The following is an 18,928-nucleotide window of genomic DNA, read 5'->3' as shown; positions in this document are numbered from 1 at the left end:
TATAAAAAAACCAGGTGTTGCCATAATAGGGGATACTGGACCAAAATAGATTAATTTTCCCAATTAATATTACAGTTTGTCGGAGTTTTGCCGTGAGTTCTAAATCCCCCCGCAACTGTCAATATCCTAAAAAGCAAACCTCACCCGAGGCTTTTTCATTGACAGACACCCAGCCCAACAGTTCCCTGAACTCACCCTCGTCAGCCTATGATGGGAACTTAACTAGCAGCGATCTGAAGCTGCTACCCCGCCCTCTCTTTCCCCTAGGTTCACCTAGGCCTAAAACAGCTTGGTTATCTCTAAAGCTGATTTTAATGATTATAGTCTCCAGTGTGGGATTAGTGGGAATCGCATCAGCCGCATTCGCTACCCCCTGTAGAGACGGGTGCAGAGAGCAACTATCGGAGACACCAGCCAACTATATACACCCGCCCCTACTACTGGCTCAAACACCTTCCGCCGCTCCCAATTCAGTCAATGTAATTTATGTGAGTTCATCTACGGGAAACGACTCTGGGGAAGGTACACAGGCTTCACCGCTGAGAAGCATAACCCAAGCCTTGAGAGTCGCCCCCCCGAATACGGCTATTTTATTAGCACCAGGAACCTATAGCGTCGAGACGGGAGAGGCGTTCCCCTTAATACTTAAACCTAATATTACAATTCAGGGTAATACCGAGAATAAGGGTCAGGATGTGGTTATTTATGGCGGGGGAGTGTTTAGCAGTCGGGTTTTTGCTAACCAGAATGTAGCTATTGTGGGAGCGAATGCAGCCCGGTTAAGTGGGGTAACTGTGACTAATCCTCACCCGCGCGGTTATGGTTTATGGATTGAATCTAGCTCGATGGTTGTATCTAATAATACCTTTACGGGCAATATTCATGATGGTATTTCTGTGGTGGGAACCAGTGCGCCTTTAGTTCAACAAAACAGTTTTGCTAATAATGGAGCGAATGGCATTACTGTCTATGGTTCATCTAAGCCGGAAATCCGCGATAATGATTTTGAAAACACTGGTTTTGGTATTAATATCGCCCAACAGTCAGAGCCGTTTGTCGTGGGTAATCGAATTGCCTATAATCGTGATGGCATAGTGATTCAATCGAGCGCTCGTCCGGTACTACGCAATAACTATATCGAACAAAATGAGCGTGATGGTATTGTGGTTATTGCTCAATCTTTGCCGGATTTGGGAACGCCAACGGAACCGGGAGAGAATGTGATCCGCAATAATGGCCGCTATGATGTGAACAATGGTACTAAGGGTTTAACGATTCTTGCCTACGGTAATGAGTTGGCTATGACTAAAAATGCTGGCTCTGTAGAGTTGGCGGGTAGTTACCAGAGTGGGGCTGGGCCTTCTGCGATCGCTAATCGCATTATGGGAAGTTCTACTGAGGAGGGTGGTCAAAATCATTCTTCGTCAATTTCCCCCATTAATCAAGCGGCTTCGTTACCTATTTATCTACCTGAGTCTAATGTGACTCCACTTTCAAACACCGCACCGCCTCCCATTCCTGTGGATGACTCGGAGGCGATTGTAATTCCGGTACCGCCGCCAGAACGTCCTCAGCAGGTGATATCTGCCCCTGTAGCAGCGGGTTCCCCACCTCCACCAGTGAGGCTCCAGACGGCGGCGGAAAACCCGTCTACCGGCTCGCTGTTGCTGTCTCTGGTGAGACGGGCTGTGACCAGTGCCTCTAATCCTGAAGAAAACTCCCAAACAGTTTATATCCCGGTACCACCACCCCAAAGACAATCTACGATTACATCCCCACCGCCACCAGCTTCGTCTGATATTCTCCGGGTTCCTGGTGGTAATATTCCTATTGGTACTGGGGGAGGACAACTACCAAGCCAAGTAACGGCAGGTCTTGCGCCTGCAACTACGGCGGGTATATTGGGGTTGCGATATAGAGTGGTGGTGAATGATACTAGCAGTCAAATTCTGCAAAGAGTGCGATCGCTGGTTCCCCAAGCCTTTACGACGGTGATTAATGGGCGATCGCTTATCCAAGCTGGAGCCTTCCGCAGCCAACACGAGGCGAATAGGTTATTACAACAATTGCGCCAACGGGGTGTTACTGCGACTATCGAACCGTTTAATTAACACGGATCGCCGGAATTCCCCACCGTCTTTTACTGTGGGGATGGATCGGTGATCACACGGGAGTTTGGTGGCTCTGTCTCTTTAGGGTGGAGGTGCGCCCAACTAATTCAATGGCTGCTCTATAAAACTTAAACAAAACCGGACATAGCCGGATATTGATGTTTATTTCTGGCTTCGTCCGGGACTGTCGGCAGCACCCCGTCCACAAGTGTAATCGTCGGAACCAGGCGATTTTTCTAAATTTATACTGGCGTTCAAATCTCTATCAATCTTCAGGCCACAGTTTGGACATTCAAAAGTCCGACGGACTAGGGGCATTTTTTGACGATAACCGCAATTAGAACACAGTTGACTGGATGGATAAAATCTATCGGCAATAATCAACTTTGAACCATAACGTTCTGCCTTGTAACCTAGTTGACGACGGAACTCATAAAATGAAGCATCAGCGATAGAACCCGCCAAACCATGATTTTTCAGCATACCTGACACATTCAAATCTTCAATGACTACTTGGCTGTGGTTTTTAGCCAAAAAAGTAGTGATTTTATGAATGGTGTCACGGCGAATATTAGCGACTCTTTGATGTAGCTTTTTAACTTTTAAGAGACATTTGGCCCGATTTTTTGAGCCTTTGACTTTGCGACTTAAATGACGTTGTAATCTGGCTAGTTTTTTGGTCGCTGCTTTATAAGCCTTGGGATTAGAGAATTGGGTCCCATCGGAGCAAGTCGCCCAATTGTTAATTCCTAGGTCTACCCCGATTCTCTCTCGATATTTCGGTGTAATTTCTGGTGTGATTTCTACGAAAAAGCTCATATACCAGTCCCCTGCTTGGCGGGCTATAGTGACTTTCTTAACCCAACTTTCGGGTTGTGCCTCAAATGTAGAAACCCAGCCCACAAAAGGCAGCTTATGGCGAGTTCCTGACAACTTGAATGGCTTTCCGGAATTGTCAAGGGTAAAGCTATCATGGTGGCCTTTCTTCTTAAATTTAGGATAACTGCTTATTCCCTTGAAGAAGCGCTTAAAGGCATCCCCTAGATTAATGAAGGCATATTGATAAACTTTAGAAGACAATTCGGACATCCAAGGATATTGAGGTTTCACATAATTAGTAAAAACCTTTTTAATGGAGTTGATATTAGGCTTGAGTCCCTCTTCATAAGCTGACCTCCATAAGTGTAATCCCCAATTAAACACGAACCGAGCATAACCGGCGTGTTTGGCCATCAAGGTGGCTTGACGGTCATTGAGTTTTAGTTTTGTCCGGAAAGCTTTGTAAGGGTTATGGTCGAAAGGGAAGTCGCCTTCCCCAACTCCAATTCAAAACCGTGCTTGATACTTTCACATCACACGGCTCCTGATGTGGATACCCCTTTTGACATCGGGAACAGGGTAACGACTCCCTGCTTTTGTGATTTCAACTTTTGGAGCTAAATACAACATCGTAGTGTTTAAACTCGCTTTCGTCGTAAACACTCCTAATTGTCGCAGTCTCTATATCCACACCGTGACTAGTGGGCATATCCTAACCATTACAGTTAGGCATTGGCTTTCAGTCACATCCTTTCCCCTTAAAGGTATACGCTTACACTTTCACTACTCCGCAGGTACATCCTGCCACTTGAGAGCCTAAAAGGGGTTTAAACGTTCCGTTTATACGGGCATTCCATCTTTAGATTTGTCCTCTCCACCGGGGTACTTTTAAAAGTCTGTGTAGGTGATGTCATGATTACCCTACTTTTCCCCTTGCTCTTTTGAACGCAGCGTATCAACCTGTTTCGCTGCTAAATCATTACGATGGTTCAAGCCGGACATTCGGTTTCCCTAATCATGGATGGTTGGCAGTGGTCGCATTTGGTAGTAGGTTCTACTTCACGCCTTCCGTTCCCCGCTTCAATCCTGGGGTTATGATTCCCAAAACTGGGGGTGGCTATCGCCGTTACTCTCAACGCAATTGTTAAGGAATCATTAATATTTCCAGTTGGGCGTTTTGACCTTGAGTTCCCTGCCTTGTTTTGTATATTTCTATACCAAACGTTGGGACATATAAACAGTTATGGGATGGTCAGGGTACGAGTCCCTTATATTTCACCAAGGGGTGAAAGTCCCACTAGGAGGTTATTTCAGGCATTGCAGCCTTATTTGACTCCTAAACGTCTCGCACCATGATTGGATTTTACCATGAATCCGACTTGATGAGTATGTCGTCAGGGAAATTTGGCATGGTCTGGGGTTTGACCGTATACTCATTATTGAGTTGCGAATCTTTGGGGGTATTGTACCTTATTGTCCTAAGATGTAAAGCAAATCTTGGATTAAATTCTTGCTCCCACCTCAAGAAGTAGGCGGGGGCTATTGAAAATTTCACTTTTCACTGGTGGCAATATTCTTTAACGGCGGAATCAACTGTAGGGATAAACCCTCGCGGGCGATTAAACTATTAGGAAAGGCATCAGCCACGTTTTCACCTATTTTATCCATGAAATCATCGTTGTGTAGTGGGTCATGGTGAAAAATCACCAATTTTTGAACTCCCGCAGCCTGAGCGACCTTCACCGCTTCCTGCCAGGTAGAATGTCCCCAACCTACCTTACTAGACTTAGGCGAGTAATACTCCTCATCGGTATAGGTGGCATCATAAATCAGTACATTAGCATTGCGGGCTAACTTGAGTACATTTTCATCAAGACGATCTGGAAAATGCTCGGTATCGGTGACATAGGCGGTGGTGTAGCCTTTCCAACTGACGCGATATCCCACGGCTTCCCCCGGATGATTGAGTAAAGCCGTTTCAATGACTAGATCATCTTCGAGGTAAATTGACTCGCCTATAGTGAGATCAATAAAGTTAAGTTTAGCTCCCATTACCTGTAAAGGAACTGGGAAGTTAGGGTGAAGCATCTGGTCGTTGAGGCGCTGCTCAATTGTGGAACCATTAGGTGCGATCGCTCCATAAATGTTAAACGTATTGATGGGAACAAAGGCTGGAGCAAAAAAGGGGAAGCCTTGGATATGGTCCCAGTGAGAATGGGTAAAGAACATATGAGCGGTTACTGGCATTTCTGCTAATAATGCTTGTCCCAGGACCCGTAAGCCTGTCCCACCGTCAAAAATCAATCGTTGCGACCCCACCCGCATCTCAACACAGGGGGTGTTCCCACCATATCGAACTGTTGTCGTTCCCGGACAGGAAATACTTCCTCGAACGCCCCAAAAGTGAACCGTAAATTGGTGTTTTGTGCTGGACATGGGTTTTTTTGGAAGATTCAGCTAGGCGGTTTATGGCTTCTTTTGACTCAGCCTTGGTTGTGTAATCCGATTTTTGTGGCTAAGTTATCAAACCAAGCCAAGTACGCCAGGTCAGGAATTGCTAATGGTTTCCCACCCAACTGCCATCATCTTAGCAAAATTTGTAGCACCTTTTGCGATAGTTGCTCAGATTCCCCATAGTGCGATCGCCCCATATACCCAAAACCAGTTAAAATTCAACCTTGAGGTGATCCACAATTAACTGTGCATCAAAAGTGTAGAAGGTAATTTTAGATATATTCTTCGCCGTTACGGTTAATTCGGCGTTCGGTAATACAGACCCAATCGAATCACTAGGTTTATTAACCTTGATCTCATCTGTGGCCAGTAATTGGCCATTTTCATCAAAGGCTGACATCACCGTATGTCGAGAACTTGTCACCCTAGCCCAAACTTGGCGCACCGCGTGGGAAAATGTCACTTCTAGTGCGCCGCCCTTGGGTGCGCCCATGAGAACTGTTACCCCAGGTTCAATGCCAAATCGCGGATTAGAGGGTTGAAGGGCGATCGCATTATGAAATTTAATACCCCAATGCTGGAATTGCTCCTCTACTTTCTCAAATCCCTGTAATTTTTCCAATGCTAACCGAATGCGAGTCGAGGGCGACAACTGTGGCAATTTTTCATAGTCAGCAGACCCGGAAGATTTAGCCCTGTCCCTAGAACCCGGTGAGTCTGTACCCACGGGATGAACTACCAGTTCCGATGTTTTTTCTTTTCGCTTGCTAGAGTCTAATTTTCCGATGTGATTCTGCATTCGAGTCACTTCCTGAGCCACCATTGGGCTAAAATCCTCTACCATAGAAATGCTCATAACTAAATTCCTCGACAGCATTGAAATTGAGGGTTTTGTTACTGCTATAGCCGACAACCGGGGACTGTTCTATCTGTGTTGGTTAGATGCTAAATAAATACCCTTAGCCATGCTTTCAGGAACGACAAGCCCCAATCAGGAGATTTTGGAAAAAACATCATGGAATTAGGCCCATTGATTACCCGGTCACTGGACAGTTAAAGACAGTACACTGAGGGCTAAGAGCCGTGAGGGGTGTTACCCATCACTGAATTATAACAGTCAAAAGTCACTCTGGGATGAGGTAAAGTGCCAATTTACCCATTATCGCGATTTTATCCACTGTTATATAACCGGAATTTTCAGCAACCGGAATAGTCCAATTAAGGCAATTTAATGGGCATGATATATTCGCAAAAAACCAAAATTAAAGGAGTTTTAAAAATGTTTTATTCCCTTGGATTTACGCCAGATTCGATAGTTACGTCTCTAGGTAGAATGGTGTATTATACGGCTACCACAAGCCCCTGGATAAGCTCGGAAGACAAGGAAGCCGAAAAAAAGCCGTCTTTATTGTTTTTGCATGGTTTTGGGGGCGGTTCTTCTGCTTATGAATGGTCTAAAGTCTATCCAGCCTTTGCAGCCGATTATAAAATTCTGGCGCCAGATCTGATAGGTTGGGGACGTTCGGAACACCCGGCGCGTGATTATACCCCAGAGGATTATATAACTACGATCGCCGAATTCATAGAAGCCACCTGCGAGGAACCGATTATGGCGATCGCCTCCTCAGTAACCGCCGCCCTAACCGTGCGAGTAGCGATCGAAAAACCGGAATTATTCAAAGGGCTAATTCTCACAACCCCCTCCGGCTTATCGGACTTTGGGCAAAATTATATTAACAGTTTATTTGCTCAAATTGTCAAAACCCCAATTTTAGACCAAATTCTGTACGCCACCGCCGTAGCCAACCCCATCGGAATTCGCAGTTTTTTAGAGCAGCGTCAATTTGCGCGTCCCTCTCGAATTTATAACGAAATCGTCGAAGCCTATCTCGAATCCGCCCTAGAGCCTAACGCCGAATATGCAGCTTTATCATTTGTGCGAGGGGATTTATGCTTTGATTTATCGTTATATATACCCCAATTAACCACTCCCACCGCCATGATTTGGGGTGAAAAAAGCCAATTTACCAGTCCAGAGATGGGAGAAAGATTAGCCAATCTGAATCCCGTGGCCGTGCGAATTTTCCAAAAACTCGAGGACGTAGGACTAACGCCGCAGTTAGAATTACCCGGCGTAACCATTGGCGTAATTAGGAGTTTGCTCAAAGCCCTAGAAGTCGCATAAGCTAAAAAATTAGGTAACAGTTGCCAGAACTTGCTATGTCCAATTCCGACTACATCAACAATTTAAAGTGGCAGCCAGAAGCCACAGCCAAACTCAAGAATATTCCCTACTTCGTCCGAGGTCAAGCCAGACAGAGGATTGAGCAACTAGCCAGGGAAGCCGACCAGGAAGAGGTGACAGTGGAATTGGTAGAACAAGCACGCCTTGAGTTTGGTCAGTAGTAAAACCGCTGGTAGTATTTGCTCAAAATGACCCCACTAGCCTTTAAACTAGGGGTTGGCTTTTGATTGTTTTTTGAGGTTTATTGGTCCAAAAGTGAGAAAAATCATTATTGCCGGAAACTGGAAAATGTATAAAACCCAAGCAGAAGCCCAGGAGTTTCTGAAAGGGTTTGTGATGGAATTGGAGGACACCCCAGAAGATCGGGAAGTGGTTTTGTGTGTCCCCTTCACTGATTTGGGTGTGATGTCCAAAAGTTTGCATGGTTCACGGGTACGCCTAGGGGCGCAAAATGTTCACTGGGAAGATTCCGGGGCTTATACTGGAGAAATCTCACCCCCGATGCTAGTGGAAATTGGTGTGCGGTTTGTGGTCATAGGTCACAGTGAACGTCGCCAATATTTTGGCGAAACCAACGAAACAGTTAACCTGCGCCTGAAAGCGGCTCAAAACCACGGTCTAACTCCGATTTTGTGCGTGGGAGAAACTAAGGAACAGCGGGATGCGGGAGAGACGGAATCTCATATTTTTTCCCAATTAGAACAGGGTCTGGTAGATGTAGATCAGAATAACCTGGTAATCGCATACGAACCGATTTGGGCGATTGGAACCGGGGACACCTGCGAATCTGAGGAGGCTAATCGGGTAATTGGTCTCATCCGTAGCAAATTGAGTAATCCTAACGTGACGATTCAATATGGCGGTTCTGTGAAGCCGGATAATATTGATGAAATTATGGCACAGTCGGAAATTGACGGTGCTTTGGTCGGGGGGGCTAGTTTGCAGCCGGATAGTTTTAGCCGCATTGTCAATTATCGTTGATAGGTTGGCGATGATTAAACCAATCACGATTCGGGGTCATTCCTTTGATTGGGGAAGCCGTACTTATTTGATGGGGATTTTGAATGTAACGCCGGATAGCTTTAGTGATGGCGGGGCGTTCGATTCCCTAGATGCTGCCCTGGTCCGGGCGGGTGATATGGTTCGGGCGGGGGCGGATATTATTGATGTGGGAGGGGTGTCTACCCGTCCTGGGGCTGAGGTGGTGTCTCTGGAAACGGAACTTGAACGGGTGCTTCCAGTGGTGGCGGGTTTGCGACAACTGGGGGATATGGTGATATCTGTGGATACGACCCGGGCGGCGGTTGCTGAGGCAGCAGTGGGCTGTGGGGCAGATATTATTAATGATATCTCTGGGGGGATATATGACCCGGATATGCTATCAGTGGTGGCTGATTTGGGGGTTCCAGTGGTGTTAATGCACCTACGGGGTACTCCCCAAACTATGCAAACTTTGACGGATTATGGGGATTTGATGGGGGAAATTAAAGGGTTTTTGGCGGAACGTCTGGCCGCGGGAATGGCGGCGGGAATTCCAGCAGAGTACATGATTGTTGACCCTGGGATTGGTTTTGCCAAAACATTAGAGCAAAATTTGCAGATTCTGCGAGAATTGCCCCTATTGAAGGATCTCGATTGTCCGCTATTGGTGGGACCCTCCCGTAAGAGTTTTATTGGTAAGATTCTTGACAAGCCTCATCCTCAAGGGCGTGTCTGGGGGACGGCGGCGGCTTGTGTGGCTGCGATCGCTAATTCTGCTGATATTCTCAGAATACATGATGTGCCACAACTGGTAGATGTGGCGCGGGTGGCAGATGCGATTTATCGTCCAGCCTAAAATGGGAAAGTGCGATCGCGCTATTTGATGGTTTCGGGTTTCCTGGGCGCGCCCCGTACTCGATGACCGAGGCAAACTTATCGAATTTTACGATCATGACCAGTGTGGCATCAATTTGGCAGTCTATTACTTTGCGGAATCTGAGGCTCTACCAGTGGCGGGGAGGAAGTCTACTCTATCGCATTAGTGGGAGTTTGCGATCGTGGCGACAGGGAAGCTGGTTCATGGAATGGGGAGAATTAATTGGAGCCCTGTTGGTGGCTGCGGTGTTTGGGTTAGCGCCTTTTGTTAATACCGCTTTGATTGGAGTTTTGCTGATCGCCTGTGGTGGCTTTTGGGTTCTGCTGACCCTTAGTGATGAACCCTCACAAGTGGCATTTACCCCTATTCACCTGTTGGTATTGTTGTATTGGGGAATTGCCACGATCGCTACATCCCTATCTCCCGTCAAACAGGCCGCCTTTAATGGTTGGGTGCGCTTGACTCTTTACTTAGTCCTATTTTTCCTGATGGCGCGGGTTTTCCGATCGCCTCGTTTGCGATCGCTTTTTATCGGCTTCTATCTGCATATTACCCTGATTGTCGGGGTTTATGGGATGCGGCAATGGTTTTTTGGTACTAAGGCTTTAGCTACTTGGGTGGACCCTACATCAGCCCAAGCTAATATCACCAGAATTTACAGTTACTTGGGTAATCCTAATTTACTCGCTGGCTATCTCATCCCAGCCGTCGGATTGAGTCTCGGGGCGATTTTGGTTTGGCGCGGCGTGATGCCGAAATTGTTGGCAATTACTATGGCTGTCGTCAATTCTGTGTGTTTGGTCCTAACCTTTAGCCGTGGGGGATGGCTGGGGTTTGTGGCGTTATTGTTTACTTTTGCCGTTTTGCTGCTGTACTGGATTAGCCAATATTTCCCACCTTTTTGGCAAAAATGGGCTGTTCCTATTGGTGTCGGTGGCTTGGCGGCGTTGCTGGTGTTAGCCATAGTCATTGTGCCACCAGTGCGCGATCGCGTCGCCACTATCTTTGCGGGACGTGGTGATAGTAGTAATAATTTCCGCATTAATGTTTGGGCGGCGGTCATAGAGATGATCCGCGATCGCCCTATATTGGGAATTGGACCTGGTAATAATGCTTTTAATCAGGTTTATCCGTTATATATGCGCCCCCGATACTCTGCTTTGAGTGCCTATTCTGTCATCTTAGAGGTTATCGTAGAAACTGGGTTTGTAGGGTTAACCGCCTTCTTGTGGTTGCTGACGGTGACTTTTAACCAAGGATGGCTACAACTTAAAAGGCTACGAGAGTGGGAAGATCCTAATGGTTTCTGGTTAATAGCTGCGATCGCCACTTTAGCCGGAATGTTAGCCCATGGTCTGTTTGATACAGTGTTGTATCGTCCCCAAGTTAATACTCTTTGGTGGTTAATGGTGGCACTGATTGCTAGTTACTATCTACCTAATAGCCAGGGTGTTAATTCAGATAGCAGCAGCAACTGATGATTTAGCCTGCGCTTGTGGGGGTTGACTTATATTCAGCCATTGTATATAGTTTTGTGAATGGGTAATACCCTGAGACAGGGCTACCCATTCATCTTCTGTCAGTGATGTTTCAAGGCGATCGGTCAATTCCAACCAAGCCCAGAGTACACAGTTATCTAAATCAGAAAACGATTTTTGATGCAGGTAATATCTACCCTGACGGCAAAGTTCAATCCGATATTCCTGAAAAACTCGATAAATTCTCAGTTGGTATTCCCACAAATGGAATGTTTCCATCAGTTCTAACATCGGTTAGTGATCCTGATACATTTACGCGACATTTATCCGGCTATTGCCGGACAATGCGACGATAGCACTATTACCCGTTAAGGTAACAGAGGCGGTATCCCGCAAAGCTTTTAGAAAGATTCCAAAAGCACCGTTCCAGTCCCGTGGTAGAGTGAACCCGCACTCCGGACATCGGAACACTTTTGAGCCACCTAGCTGGGAATGCACATGACCACAGTGAGTACAGGTTTTGCTGGTGTATTCTTCCGTCACATCTACAACTGTGGTTCCAGTTATTTCCCCTTGATGTCTCAGGGTTAGTTTGAATCGATAATGCGCCCATGTCAGCATGGTGCGGGCAGTCTTGGATTTGATTAGACGCTTCACCTTGGCAACCATGTTGGAAGTCTCGAAGGTCGGCAGAAAAATTATACTGTAGTTATGAGTCAAGTAGTGAGCAATTTGTTTGTGGGCCTCATCCACTAGATTGCGGATTTTGGTTCTCATTCGTTGAGCCGCTTGCCTCATCCGTCGCCTTCTTGAACGACAGGGTTCCTTGGCGATTCGGCTCATCAAATCATCCAAATGTTGACATAGCCTAGTAATGCCTCCAATATCCCCGGAGCCCAATTCCAGAAACCGAGAGCCATCAAACCCAGTTATGAAAGTTCGCACACCCGGGTCTAATGCAATCACGCCAGTAGCGTCAGTTGGGGTAACGGCAACTGGTTCAGGGAAAATCGCCAACCATCGACCTTTGGTAAACACCAACTGAGTCCCTTGCCCGCAAGTTTTAGGGATAGCTTCGGAAACCATGAAAGTTCATCCTTTCGTGAGTCTTGGATACCAACTCCCTGAAGAGAAATTAGCATCGTTAAACTTAATCGCTTGAGAACTATCCCGACAGCTCCTAAACCTTGCGCCAGGACTGGCTGAAAAGGCGAGATAGGCATCAAAGATAGCATTCTGCCGAATATAGCCGGGTGTTTCTTTGACCCATGCAGGCAAGTCGCTCTGCATCACTTCGTTGCGTAATTTCAGTTTGCTTAGTCGTTTACCACTCCTAGATAATGCAATTGCTTGGTTGTAGCAATACCGACAAGCGGCCAACCATTTGCGCCAGACTTGATTTAGCTCGGGGCTGGGGTAAATCCGGATCTTCTTTGACCTGAGTTTTGTATTTACGCACTCCGTATAATCGGGAACTGAAGCAGTGGAGGATGGCGAGGATGTCCTCAACCATTTCTCGTTCTGGACTGAGACTTGTCTCGTTGAGAACCATGAGTGAGCACCTGTTTTGCTCACAGAGCCATCGAAACAAGTCAAATCCCCATATTGCCAATCGGTCTGGGTGGGCAACGACAACCATGCCGACATCTCCTGACAAATGATGTCCCAGTAAAGCCAGCATTTTCTTTCCCTTGAAGTTGAGCCCGCCTTCGATTTCTGAGACGACTTCTGCTTCGGGGTAGAGGTTGGACAGTGCGGCCACCTGTCGGTTGAGGTCGGACTGCTGGGCGCGGCTACTAACTCTGGCATAGATAACGACTTTGCGTTTGTCACTGCCTGATTTGGCAGCAGTATATCACTCAACGTTGTATCGTCGTTGCCCAGCGGGGGTTCTGATGGTCTCGATTGAGCCATTGTCGTCCCATCTGCGGAGTGTTCTTTCATGGACTCCAAGGATTTGGGCGGCTTCCTTGGGTTTGACATATTTGGCAATAGGTTTATCCTCAACTCTTCTCGCTTATTATACCGTATTGCCCTAAAATATTAACCTAATTTGTGATTAAATCATGCTCTCGACTGCCTCTAGTTATTGTTCCTCACGTAAAACTCCTGGGAGGGTTGGAAGCTCCGTGATTTATCACGGAGAGGAAAACCGACTCAAGTGGCTTTAGCCGCCAGCACCCCCTTGCGGGGTGGAGGGGTATGGTTGCCCCTCCATGGAGCTATGGTTGGCTCCGACTCCCTTGCGGGGTAATGTTTGCGCTTGCGCTAACGCGCACGCTGCGCGAACGCCAATGTTCAGAGTCGGTACTATCCAAATCGCACGTCCTTAACCCCTTAGAGATGTTTAACGATTCGGTTCTAGGGCCTGGAACTAGCACGCATTCCAGGGTAGGAACTTTAACTCTTGCTCGCTCACGGAGCCAGTTAAGGCTATAGCTGGTCAGCTACCTGAAAGGGGGGCACGAAGCCCCCGTGCTTCAGCCGGGGGTGCTGACAGTGACACTTCTTTAGCTGGACTCTGATCTAATTCTAGCAATTTATAAAATAATTGTTACGCCTCAACCAGCCTCAATCCGCCTCCAATCAACCAATATAGGAATTTATCAACACCCGAAACCTCAGACAGGAAAACCACTAACACCCCCAGACCAGTCGTGATTACCGAAATTACCCACAACTAAATCGGTTAGCCAGTGAAAGATATAATTAAGCAAAATACAAAACCACTCAATCCCTCTAGGGGAATTGAGATTTAATTGGGATTCTCCAGAACTATGCTAGATGCCACCATTATCATTTTATTTATCATAGCAGGAGCCGGAACCGGCTTTTACGGGATAGAACTGCTTCCCAGCAGTGTCCTAGAACAGGTAACTAATATTGAGGGATTACGGTCTGTCACCGCCGCTTTTACTGGCCTAATTGGTATGGTAATCGGTTTAGTCGTACAAACCACTTATCACCGGGTCGAGGAACAAATCCGCCAAATGCCTCTTGAGGTATTACTCACCCGTTCTATTGGTATGGTAATCGGTTTACTGATTGCTAACCTCATGCTCGCTCCCCTCTTTTTGTTACCCATTCCTAAAGAGGTTGGCTTTATCAAACCCCTGGGGGCTGTGTTATGTAGTGTTCTATTTGGCTACACTGGGGTTAACCTGGCTGATACCCATGGACGGGCTTTTCTACAGCTAATCAACCCCAATAGTTTGGAAACTACACTACTGGCTGAGGGAACTCTCAAATCTGCTCATACCAAAGTTCTCGATACCAGTTGCATCATTGATGGTCGCATTGAACCTCTACTAGAAACTGGATTTCTGGAAGGTAAAATTCTCGTGCCTCAGTTTATTCTGCAAGAATTGCAATTGGTAGCTGATGCTGCTAATGATCAAAAACGGGCGCGGGGACGACGGGGACTTGATATCCTTAACCGTATCCGGGAAGAATACCCAGAACGAATTCAAATTCACTCGGCGGACTATGAGGATATTGCCACTGTAGACGCGAAATTAGTGCGGTTTGCTCAAGAAATTAATGGGTTTCTGCTGACTAATGATTACAATTTGTCTAAAGTGGCAACCGTCCAACAGGTTCCAGTGCTGAATATTAATGATCTCACCCAGGCGGTGCGTCCGTCCTATTTACCTGGGGATATTCTGGAATTGAAAATCCGCAAGGAGGGTAAAGAACCTTCCCAAGGAATTGGGTATCTTGAGGATGGCACGATGGTTGTGGTAGAATCGGGTAGCGAATACCTCGGCGACCAACTGCGGGTAGTTGTCACCAGTTCTCTGCAAACTTCGGCCGGCCGCATGATTTTCGCCCGTCCAGAACATTCTGTGATGGCTTAGTCTAACAGTAGGGTACTAAGACTTAGTACCCTATCTGTCAAATAACCCGATAATTTTTAAGCTCAGGCACTGGTTTTATAATTAAAGGCATTAGCTCTAATTTGCTCAATACCTGATTCTGTATTCAGACTATCTCCTGAGTTTTGGGAGTTATCTAATTTTAAATCTAATTTTGACATGGCTTTCCCTAATGCTTTGGCTAATAAAGGGGGAACAGCATTGCCAATTTGTCGCCACTGTTGGGTAACGGTTCCGTAAAAGATGAAATTGGGGGGGAAAGACTGAATGGCTGCGGCTTCCCTGGGGGTCAGATAACGGTTTTCTGTGGGGTGATAGTAAGTGGTGCGACTGGTGTTGATGGTGGGAGAATAACTATCTCGCGCTAGGCGTTTAAGTTTGGTTTCCCTAAATCGGGATTCTCGCAGCTTTTCCCAATCTATATCATACCATAATTCGGGGGGCAAATAAGCTTGTTGGTCTGGTTGATAACGAACGCCTTTACCTTCGGGAATATGCTGGATTCTTTGACGTTCTAAATGATTGGGAATTTGGGCGGTGCTGAGGTCGTGGTTGTACGTTTTTCCCTGGTATTCTAACCAATTTTCCCAAGCAAATCCTACGGTTTTAGCAGCAGGAAGAAAGTCTAAATCCGGTTCATTATCTTGAAATTGTGGGGATGGATATAAATTGGGTACGCCGAAACGATTACCTAAAAAAATGGTGCGCCTGCGTTTTTCGGGGACTCCGTAATGATGAGCAGATAGGACCCGGACATCAACAGTATATCCGATATTCTGTAGACAAGTTAAAATTGATGTGAGGGTGTTTTCGTTTTTTCGGGATAATAAACCCGTGACGTTTTCAATGATGATATAGTCGGGTTTAAGTTGTTCAACAAACCGTAGAAATTCTAAAAATAAAAAATTGCGTTTATCCAGATTATTGTTACTCCCAATGGTGGAAAAACCTTGACAGGGGGGACCTCCACAAATTAAGTTAATATGGCGATCGCCAATTAATTCCCTAATTTGCTCGGTAGAAATCTCCCGCAGGTCGCCACAAATTGTTTCCGCTTGAGGGTGATTATTTTGAAAGGTTTGGATCGCAGATTTATCGAAATCGACACCTAACAAACATTCAAAACCTGCCATTTCCAAGCCACAGGACATCCCTCCGGCTCCGGAAAATAGGTCGATAAAGGTTGTTTTAGCGGTTGAGGTGGTCATGGGTCTTAGCCAGGTGTTTGGTCAACATCGGTGTTAGATGATTATACCATCAGTGGGGAGAAATGTTTATAACCAATTACCGACTAAAATATAGGGACTCCAATAAAAGGGATGGCGGAACAAGGAAGTGTTTAAGAGTTTTAATTGCGCTTCCCTGAGTGCTTCGGACTTGTTTAATTGCTTTTGGTTTAAAAATCTGTAGAATTGACTCATTAACTCACTGCTGGCTTGGTCATTCACTGACCAGAGAGTGCCAACTGTACTGCGGGATCCGGCTTTAACTGCCATCCCAAGCCAAAATAAATGTCTCATCTAGCTGAGAACTAAATTGATCGTGGGTAGCAAAATGAACGATTGGGTAGTTAGTTAATTCTAGCTTTTGGCGGATTAATTGATTGGTGAAATCTTGATTAAGTAGGACTTTGCTGGCTGTTTCTGATTGAATAGTGGCGATTTCGTCGGCTACATAAATCAGAGGACTAAAGCCATATCTTTCTTCGGTTAATCCCCCGGCTAGAACTTTTAAATCTAGCTGTTTGATGGATTTATCGGATAGTAGTTGTAAGCCGGGAGTAATGGCAATACTATAGGTCTCTATGAGATATTTTTCGCCATCATAAAGGGTTGCCATGGGGATATTACGGAAGGAACCATCAGGGACAAAAACAAGGGTTTTAATTTGTTCGGGATTAATTTCCTCAGCGATGGGTCGAATTACCCAATTATAGAGTTTTTGTCCTGGTTCATAAAAATCGCGGCGGCTGCGAATAACTAATGCTTCAGAGAGTTGTTTAATGGTGGCTTCTACTTCGGTTTGGCTGACATTAATTTGATGATGAACTAGGGGTTGATTGGGTTTACTGACAATCACATGAAGATTATCTTTTAAGATGATGGGATAGATAACGGCGGCGCTGGGGTCTATTTCATCTATTTTTCTAGTGACAATATCTACACAATCAGCCCTAAAAAACTTATCTAATTCGGCAACTTTTAAAGACTCGATTACATTAATAGCTTGGGATAAGTTATTCTGACTGATAGAATTACCCGGCGGTGTGGTTTCTAATAGTAAGGATACTAATTCTCGATATACGGGTTCAATACTATTTTGAAAAGAAAACTGAAACTCTCGACCGACGGATGCGATATCTTGACTTAGGGAGCCAATGAGGTTGACGGCTTCCAAGTAGGAATATATGGCTTTTTCTGGTTTTCCTTGTGCCTGTTGAATGCGACCTAATTGCCATAACCATAAGTAGGAAATATCTGGGGCTTTAATTTGTTGACTCAAGATTAAGGCATTTTGGGTGATATTTGGGGCAATTTGCCATTGTTGGGTTTGTTCATAAACACTGGCTATATAACCTAACCCAAAGGCTTGTGCGCGTTGGTCTCCTAGGTCGATCGCCTCTTGAGTGGCTTGGGTATACAGTTCCAGAATATCCTGCCAAGATGATTGGGGATTTTGTGCTTGGTGAAAGGCTGACCAATGCTTTCCTAGGTTCAGACGATAATAGATAGTTGTCTGGTTTGATGGTAACTGATTTAGGTTATATTTGGTGCGGGGTAATAGTTGACTAAAGGCTTGCCATTGTTGATTTTCAGCAAATAAACTTAATTTAGCGAGTTCTATAACCGCCTGCTGTTGAGGAGAAGGAGATCTATTTAGGGCTTGTTGATAATAGTCTAAAGCTGTGGTATAATCTTTACGGTTTTTGGCGACATTTCCCAAACCAATGAGGGCGGTAACTTGTTCGGAGTTTAGGTTTAAATTGGTGGCTATAGTTAAACCCTCTTGTAGGATTGATTGGGCTTCATTAAAACGGCTGAGGGTACTAAGTAGGTTGCCGAGTCGAATGAGGACGATCGCTTTTTCGGGGGAGGTTTCTTGCTGCTGGAGATTGTTGTTAATATCGGCTAACAGTAAAGAAGCGCGGCGATATAATCCCAGTTGCTGTAGGGCTGTGGCTTGATTAATTCTGGCTTTAAACACTCCCATTTCCTGCCGATCGCGATGATATAACTCTTCGGCGGTTTCCCAAGCACTAAAGGCGGCTTCTGGGTTTCCTGTCGCCAGATATAATTGACCTTGGGTATTCATGGCTTGGGCGAAAACAGATAAGCCAGAGAGTCCGGCATTCTCTAATAACGCGATACTGCGCGCGATCGCTTCGGTGGCTAGTTGCCATTTTCCCAGGTGTTGATAAGCCAGAGATAGGTTACTAAGAACCCGCGCTTGGGCTATGAAATATCCTTCGTTTCCGTAGGTTTGCGCGACGGACTCCCAAATAGCGATCGCCTCCTGAAAATCCCCCTGTCGATAGCGATCGCGTCCCCGTTGTTCCTCCTGTAACCCCTGGGAGGCTTGGCTAATTATGGGAGTCTGTTTAGTGGGTACAATTTCGGTTAAACCCGGTTTCCAGATCGTATCTGCTAACAGCAGGCTAATCAATAAACCCAAGAAAATCAGCAGGGTAAAAGTCAAACGCCTAGGATATTTCATAGAATTGGCACAACACGATTAGGGAATTACAGTAGGACGACATTGAGGGTTCAGCCAGGGAATAGAAGGCGAGGAAGAATGAGGACTACGCGCAATTAAACTAACTCGACCATCAGAATGCACCACTAACCCTTGAGCCTCAACTAGGCTAGAATTGCCTACTGTGGGAAAATCTTGGTAAATTGTAGCACTACCTTGTAGATTTGATGATTCTAAAGTTATATTACCCAAATCTTCTAGGGGAGTTTCTCCGGTGTGTATGGTGGTGGGGTTGGGTGGTAAACCGCCGCGTCCGGTGACAATAAATTGATTATTATCCGACCCCGGTAAACAACTAAGAATGACTAACCGAGACGCATCAATGGGTCTGGTGG

The 18,928-nt window shown here is 45.9% G+C and carries 19 protein-coding genes and 2 pseudogenes; 10 read left to right on the top strand and 11 right to left on the bottom strand.

Annotation, left to right across the window (positions count from 1 at the left end):
- Positions 1–92 precede the first annotated feature (92 nt).
- Positions 93–2,111: a DUF1565 domain-containing protein gene (locus tag HFV01_RS09835; RefSeq protein WP_193521049.1), complete on the top strand. Its 2,019-nt coding sequence runs from the start codon at positions 93–95 to the stop codon at positions 2,109–2,111.
- Positions 2,112–2,273: 162 nt separating this feature from the next.
- Here HFV01_RS09835 and HFV01_RS09830 read toward each other — a convergent pair whose 3' ends face one another.
- Complete coding sequence (locus HFV01_RS09830) at positions 2,274–3,344, bottom strand: RNA-guided endonuclease InsQ/TnpB family protein (RefSeq protein WP_318286281.1); 1,071 nt, start codon at positions 3,342–3,344, stop codon at positions 2,274–2,276.
- Between the two features lie 527 nt (positions 3,345–3,871).
- On the opposite strand from HFV01_RS09830, the gene HFV01_RS09825 reads away from it, so the two are divergent.
- Complete coding sequence (locus HFV01_RS09825) at positions 3,872–4,078, top strand: hypothetical protein (RefSeq protein WP_158536364.1); 207 nt, start codon at positions 3,872–3,874, stop codon at positions 4,076–4,078.
- A 403-nt stretch (positions 4,079–4,481) separates the two neighbouring features.
- On the opposite strand, the gene HFV01_RS09820 is transcribed toward HFV01_RS09825, so the two are convergent.
- Positions 4,482–5,366 (bottom strand): MBL fold metallo-hydrolase, encoded by an 885-nt coding sequence (locus HFV01_RS09820; RefSeq protein WP_006624953.1) that lies wholly within the window; start codon positions 5,364–5,366, stop codon positions 4,482–4,484.
- 73 nt (positions 5,367–5,439) lie between these two features.
- On the opposite strand from HFV01_RS09820, the gene HFV01_RS09815 reads away from it, so the two are divergent.
- Positions 5,440–5,628 carry a hypothetical protein gene (locus HFV01_RS09815; RefSeq protein WP_193521048.1) on the top strand — a complete coding sequence of 63 codons (189 nt, stop codon included), beginning with the start codon at positions 5,440–5,442 and terminating at the stop codon, positions 5,626–5,628.
- Here the strand turns inward: HFV01_RS09815 and HFV01_RS09810 are convergent.
- Positions 5,596–6,240, bottom strand: coding sequence for a hypothetical protein (locus HFV01_RS09810; protein WP_006624951.1), 645 nt, complete (start codon positions 6,238–6,240; stop codon positions 5,596–5,598). The genes HFV01_RS09815 and HFV01_RS09810 overlap by 33 nt on opposite strands.
- A 423-nt stretch (positions 6,241–6,663) precedes the next feature.
- Here HFV01_RS09810 and HFV01_RS09805 point away from each other — a divergent pair, with 423 nt between their 5' ends.
- The 5 genes from HFV01_RS09805 to HFV01_RS09785 all read left to right on the top strand — a co-directional run bounded on the left by HFV01_RS09805 (position 6,664) and on the right by HFV01_RS09785 (position 10,965).
- Complete coding sequence (locus tag HFV01_RS09805; RefSeq protein WP_006668264.1) at positions 6,664–7,569, top strand: alpha/beta fold hydrolase; 906 nt, start codon at positions 6,664–6,666, stop codon at positions 7,567–7,569.
- 35 nt (positions 7,570–7,604) lie between these two features.
- The gene (locus HFV01_RS09800) at positions 7,605–7,790 is read left to right on the top strand and encodes a PCP reductase family protein (RefSeq protein ID WP_006668263.1); all 186 of its coding nucleotides are present in this window, start codon (positions 7,605–7,607) and stop codon (positions 7,788–7,790) included.
- A 94-nt stretch (positions 7,791–7,884) separates the two neighbouring features.
- Complete coding sequence (tpiA, locus tag HFV01_RS09795; RefSeq protein WP_008048775.1) at positions 7,885–8,610, top strand: triose-phosphate isomerase; 726 nt, start codon at positions 7,885–7,887, stop codon at positions 8,608–8,610.
- Between the two features lie 10 nt (positions 8,611–8,620).
- A complete protein-coding gene (gene folP, locus HFV01_RS09790) occupies positions 8,621–9,466 on the top strand; it encodes a dihydropteroate synthase (RefSeq protein WP_006668262.1) in 846 nt (281 codons plus the stop codon).
- A 95-nt stretch (positions 9,467–9,561) separates the two neighbouring features.
- Entirely contained in the window at positions 9,562–10,965 is a 1,404-nt protein-coding gene (locus HFV01_RS09785) for an IctB family putative bicarbonate transporter (protein ID WP_035759431.1), read from the top strand.
- Here the strand turns inward: HFV01_RS09785 and HFV01_RS09780 are convergent.
- The 4 genes and pseudogenes from HFV01_RS09780 to HFV01_RS09770 form a co-directional block, all read right to left on the bottom strand.
- Positions 10,945–11,256 (bottom strand): hypothetical protein, encoded by a 312-nt coding sequence (locus HFV01_RS09780; protein WP_006624944.1) that lies wholly within the window; start codon positions 11,254–11,256, stop codon positions 10,945–10,947. The genes HFV01_RS09785 and HFV01_RS09780 overlap by 21 nt on opposite strands.
- A 21-nt stretch (positions 11,257–11,277) precedes the next feature.
- Positions 11,278–12,051: an RNA-guided endonuclease TnpB family protein gene (locus HFV01_RS09775; RefSeq protein WP_006668260.1), complete on the bottom strand. Its 774-nt coding sequence runs from the start codon at positions 12,049–12,051 to the stop codon at positions 11,278–11,280.
- A gap of 6 nt (positions 12,052–12,057) precedes the next feature.
- Positions 12,058–12,255, bottom strand: coding sequence for a transposase (locus HFV01_RS32070; RefSeq protein ID WP_438861268.1), 198 nt, complete (start codon positions 12,253–12,255; stop codon positions 12,058–12,060).
- A 127-nt stretch (positions 12,256–12,382) separates the two neighbouring features.
- Positions 12,383–12,958 (bottom strand): annotated as a pseudogene (locus tag HFV01_RS09770) (IS607 family transposase); the annotation flags it as partial.
- A 73-nt stretch (positions 12,959–13,031) separates the two neighbouring features.
- Between HFV01_RS09770 and HFV01_RS30445 the strand changes: the two are divergent.
- A pseudogene (locus tag HFV01_RS30445) lies at positions 13,032–13,219 on the top strand (hypothetical protein).
- Between the two features lie 523 nt (positions 13,220–13,742).
- Complete coding sequence (locus HFV01_RS09765) at positions 13,743–14,822, top strand: PIN/TRAM domain-containing protein (RefSeq protein ID WP_006624941.1); 1,080 nt, start codon at positions 13,743–13,745, stop codon at positions 14,820–14,822.
- 62 nt (positions 14,823–14,884) lie between these two features.
- Here the strand turns inward: HFV01_RS09765 and HFV01_RS09760 are convergent, their stop codons facing one another.
- The 4 genes from HFV01_RS09760 to HFV01_RS30435 all read right to left on the bottom strand — a co-directional run bounded on the left by HFV01_RS09760 (position 14,885) and on the right by HFV01_RS30435 (position 18,785).
- The gene (locus HFV01_RS09760; protein WP_187758009.1) at positions 14,885–16,048 is read right to left on the bottom strand and encodes a DNA cytosine methyltransferase; all 1,164 of its coding nucleotides are present in this window, start codon (positions 16,046–16,048) and stop codon (positions 14,885–14,887) included.
- A 66-nt stretch (positions 16,049–16,114) separates the two neighbouring features.
- On the bottom strand, positions 16,115–16,336 hold the full coding sequence (locus HFV01_RS30440) for a CHAT domain-containing protein (RefSeq protein WP_187758008.1): 222 nt from the start codon (positions 16,334–16,336) through the stop codon (positions 16,115–16,117).
- On the bottom strand, positions 16,326–18,554 hold the full coding sequence (locus HFV01_RS09755; protein ID WP_318286233.1) for a CHAT domain-containing protein: 2,229 nt from the start codon (positions 18,552–18,554) through the stop codon (positions 16,326–16,328). The genes HFV01_RS30440 and HFV01_RS09755 overlap by 11 nt, the downstream gene beginning before the upstream one ends.
- 18 nt (positions 18,555–18,572) lie before the next feature.
- The gene (locus HFV01_RS30435) at positions 18,573–18,785 is read right to left on the bottom strand and encodes a hypothetical protein (RefSeq protein WP_318286232.1); all 213 of its coding nucleotides are present in this window, start codon (positions 18,783–18,785) and stop codon (positions 18,573–18,575) included.
- Positions 18,786–18,928: the final 143 nt, after the last annotated feature.

The organism is Limnospira fusiformis SAG 85.79 (assembly GCF_012516315.1).
Taxonomy (GTDB): domain Bacteria; phylum Cyanobacteriota; class Cyanobacteriia; order Cyanobacteriales; family Microcoleaceae; genus Limnospira; species Limnospira fusiformis.
The sequence above is the reverse complement of the archived record's forward strand: the minus strand, read 5'-3'. Positions and strand labels throughout refer to the sequence as shown.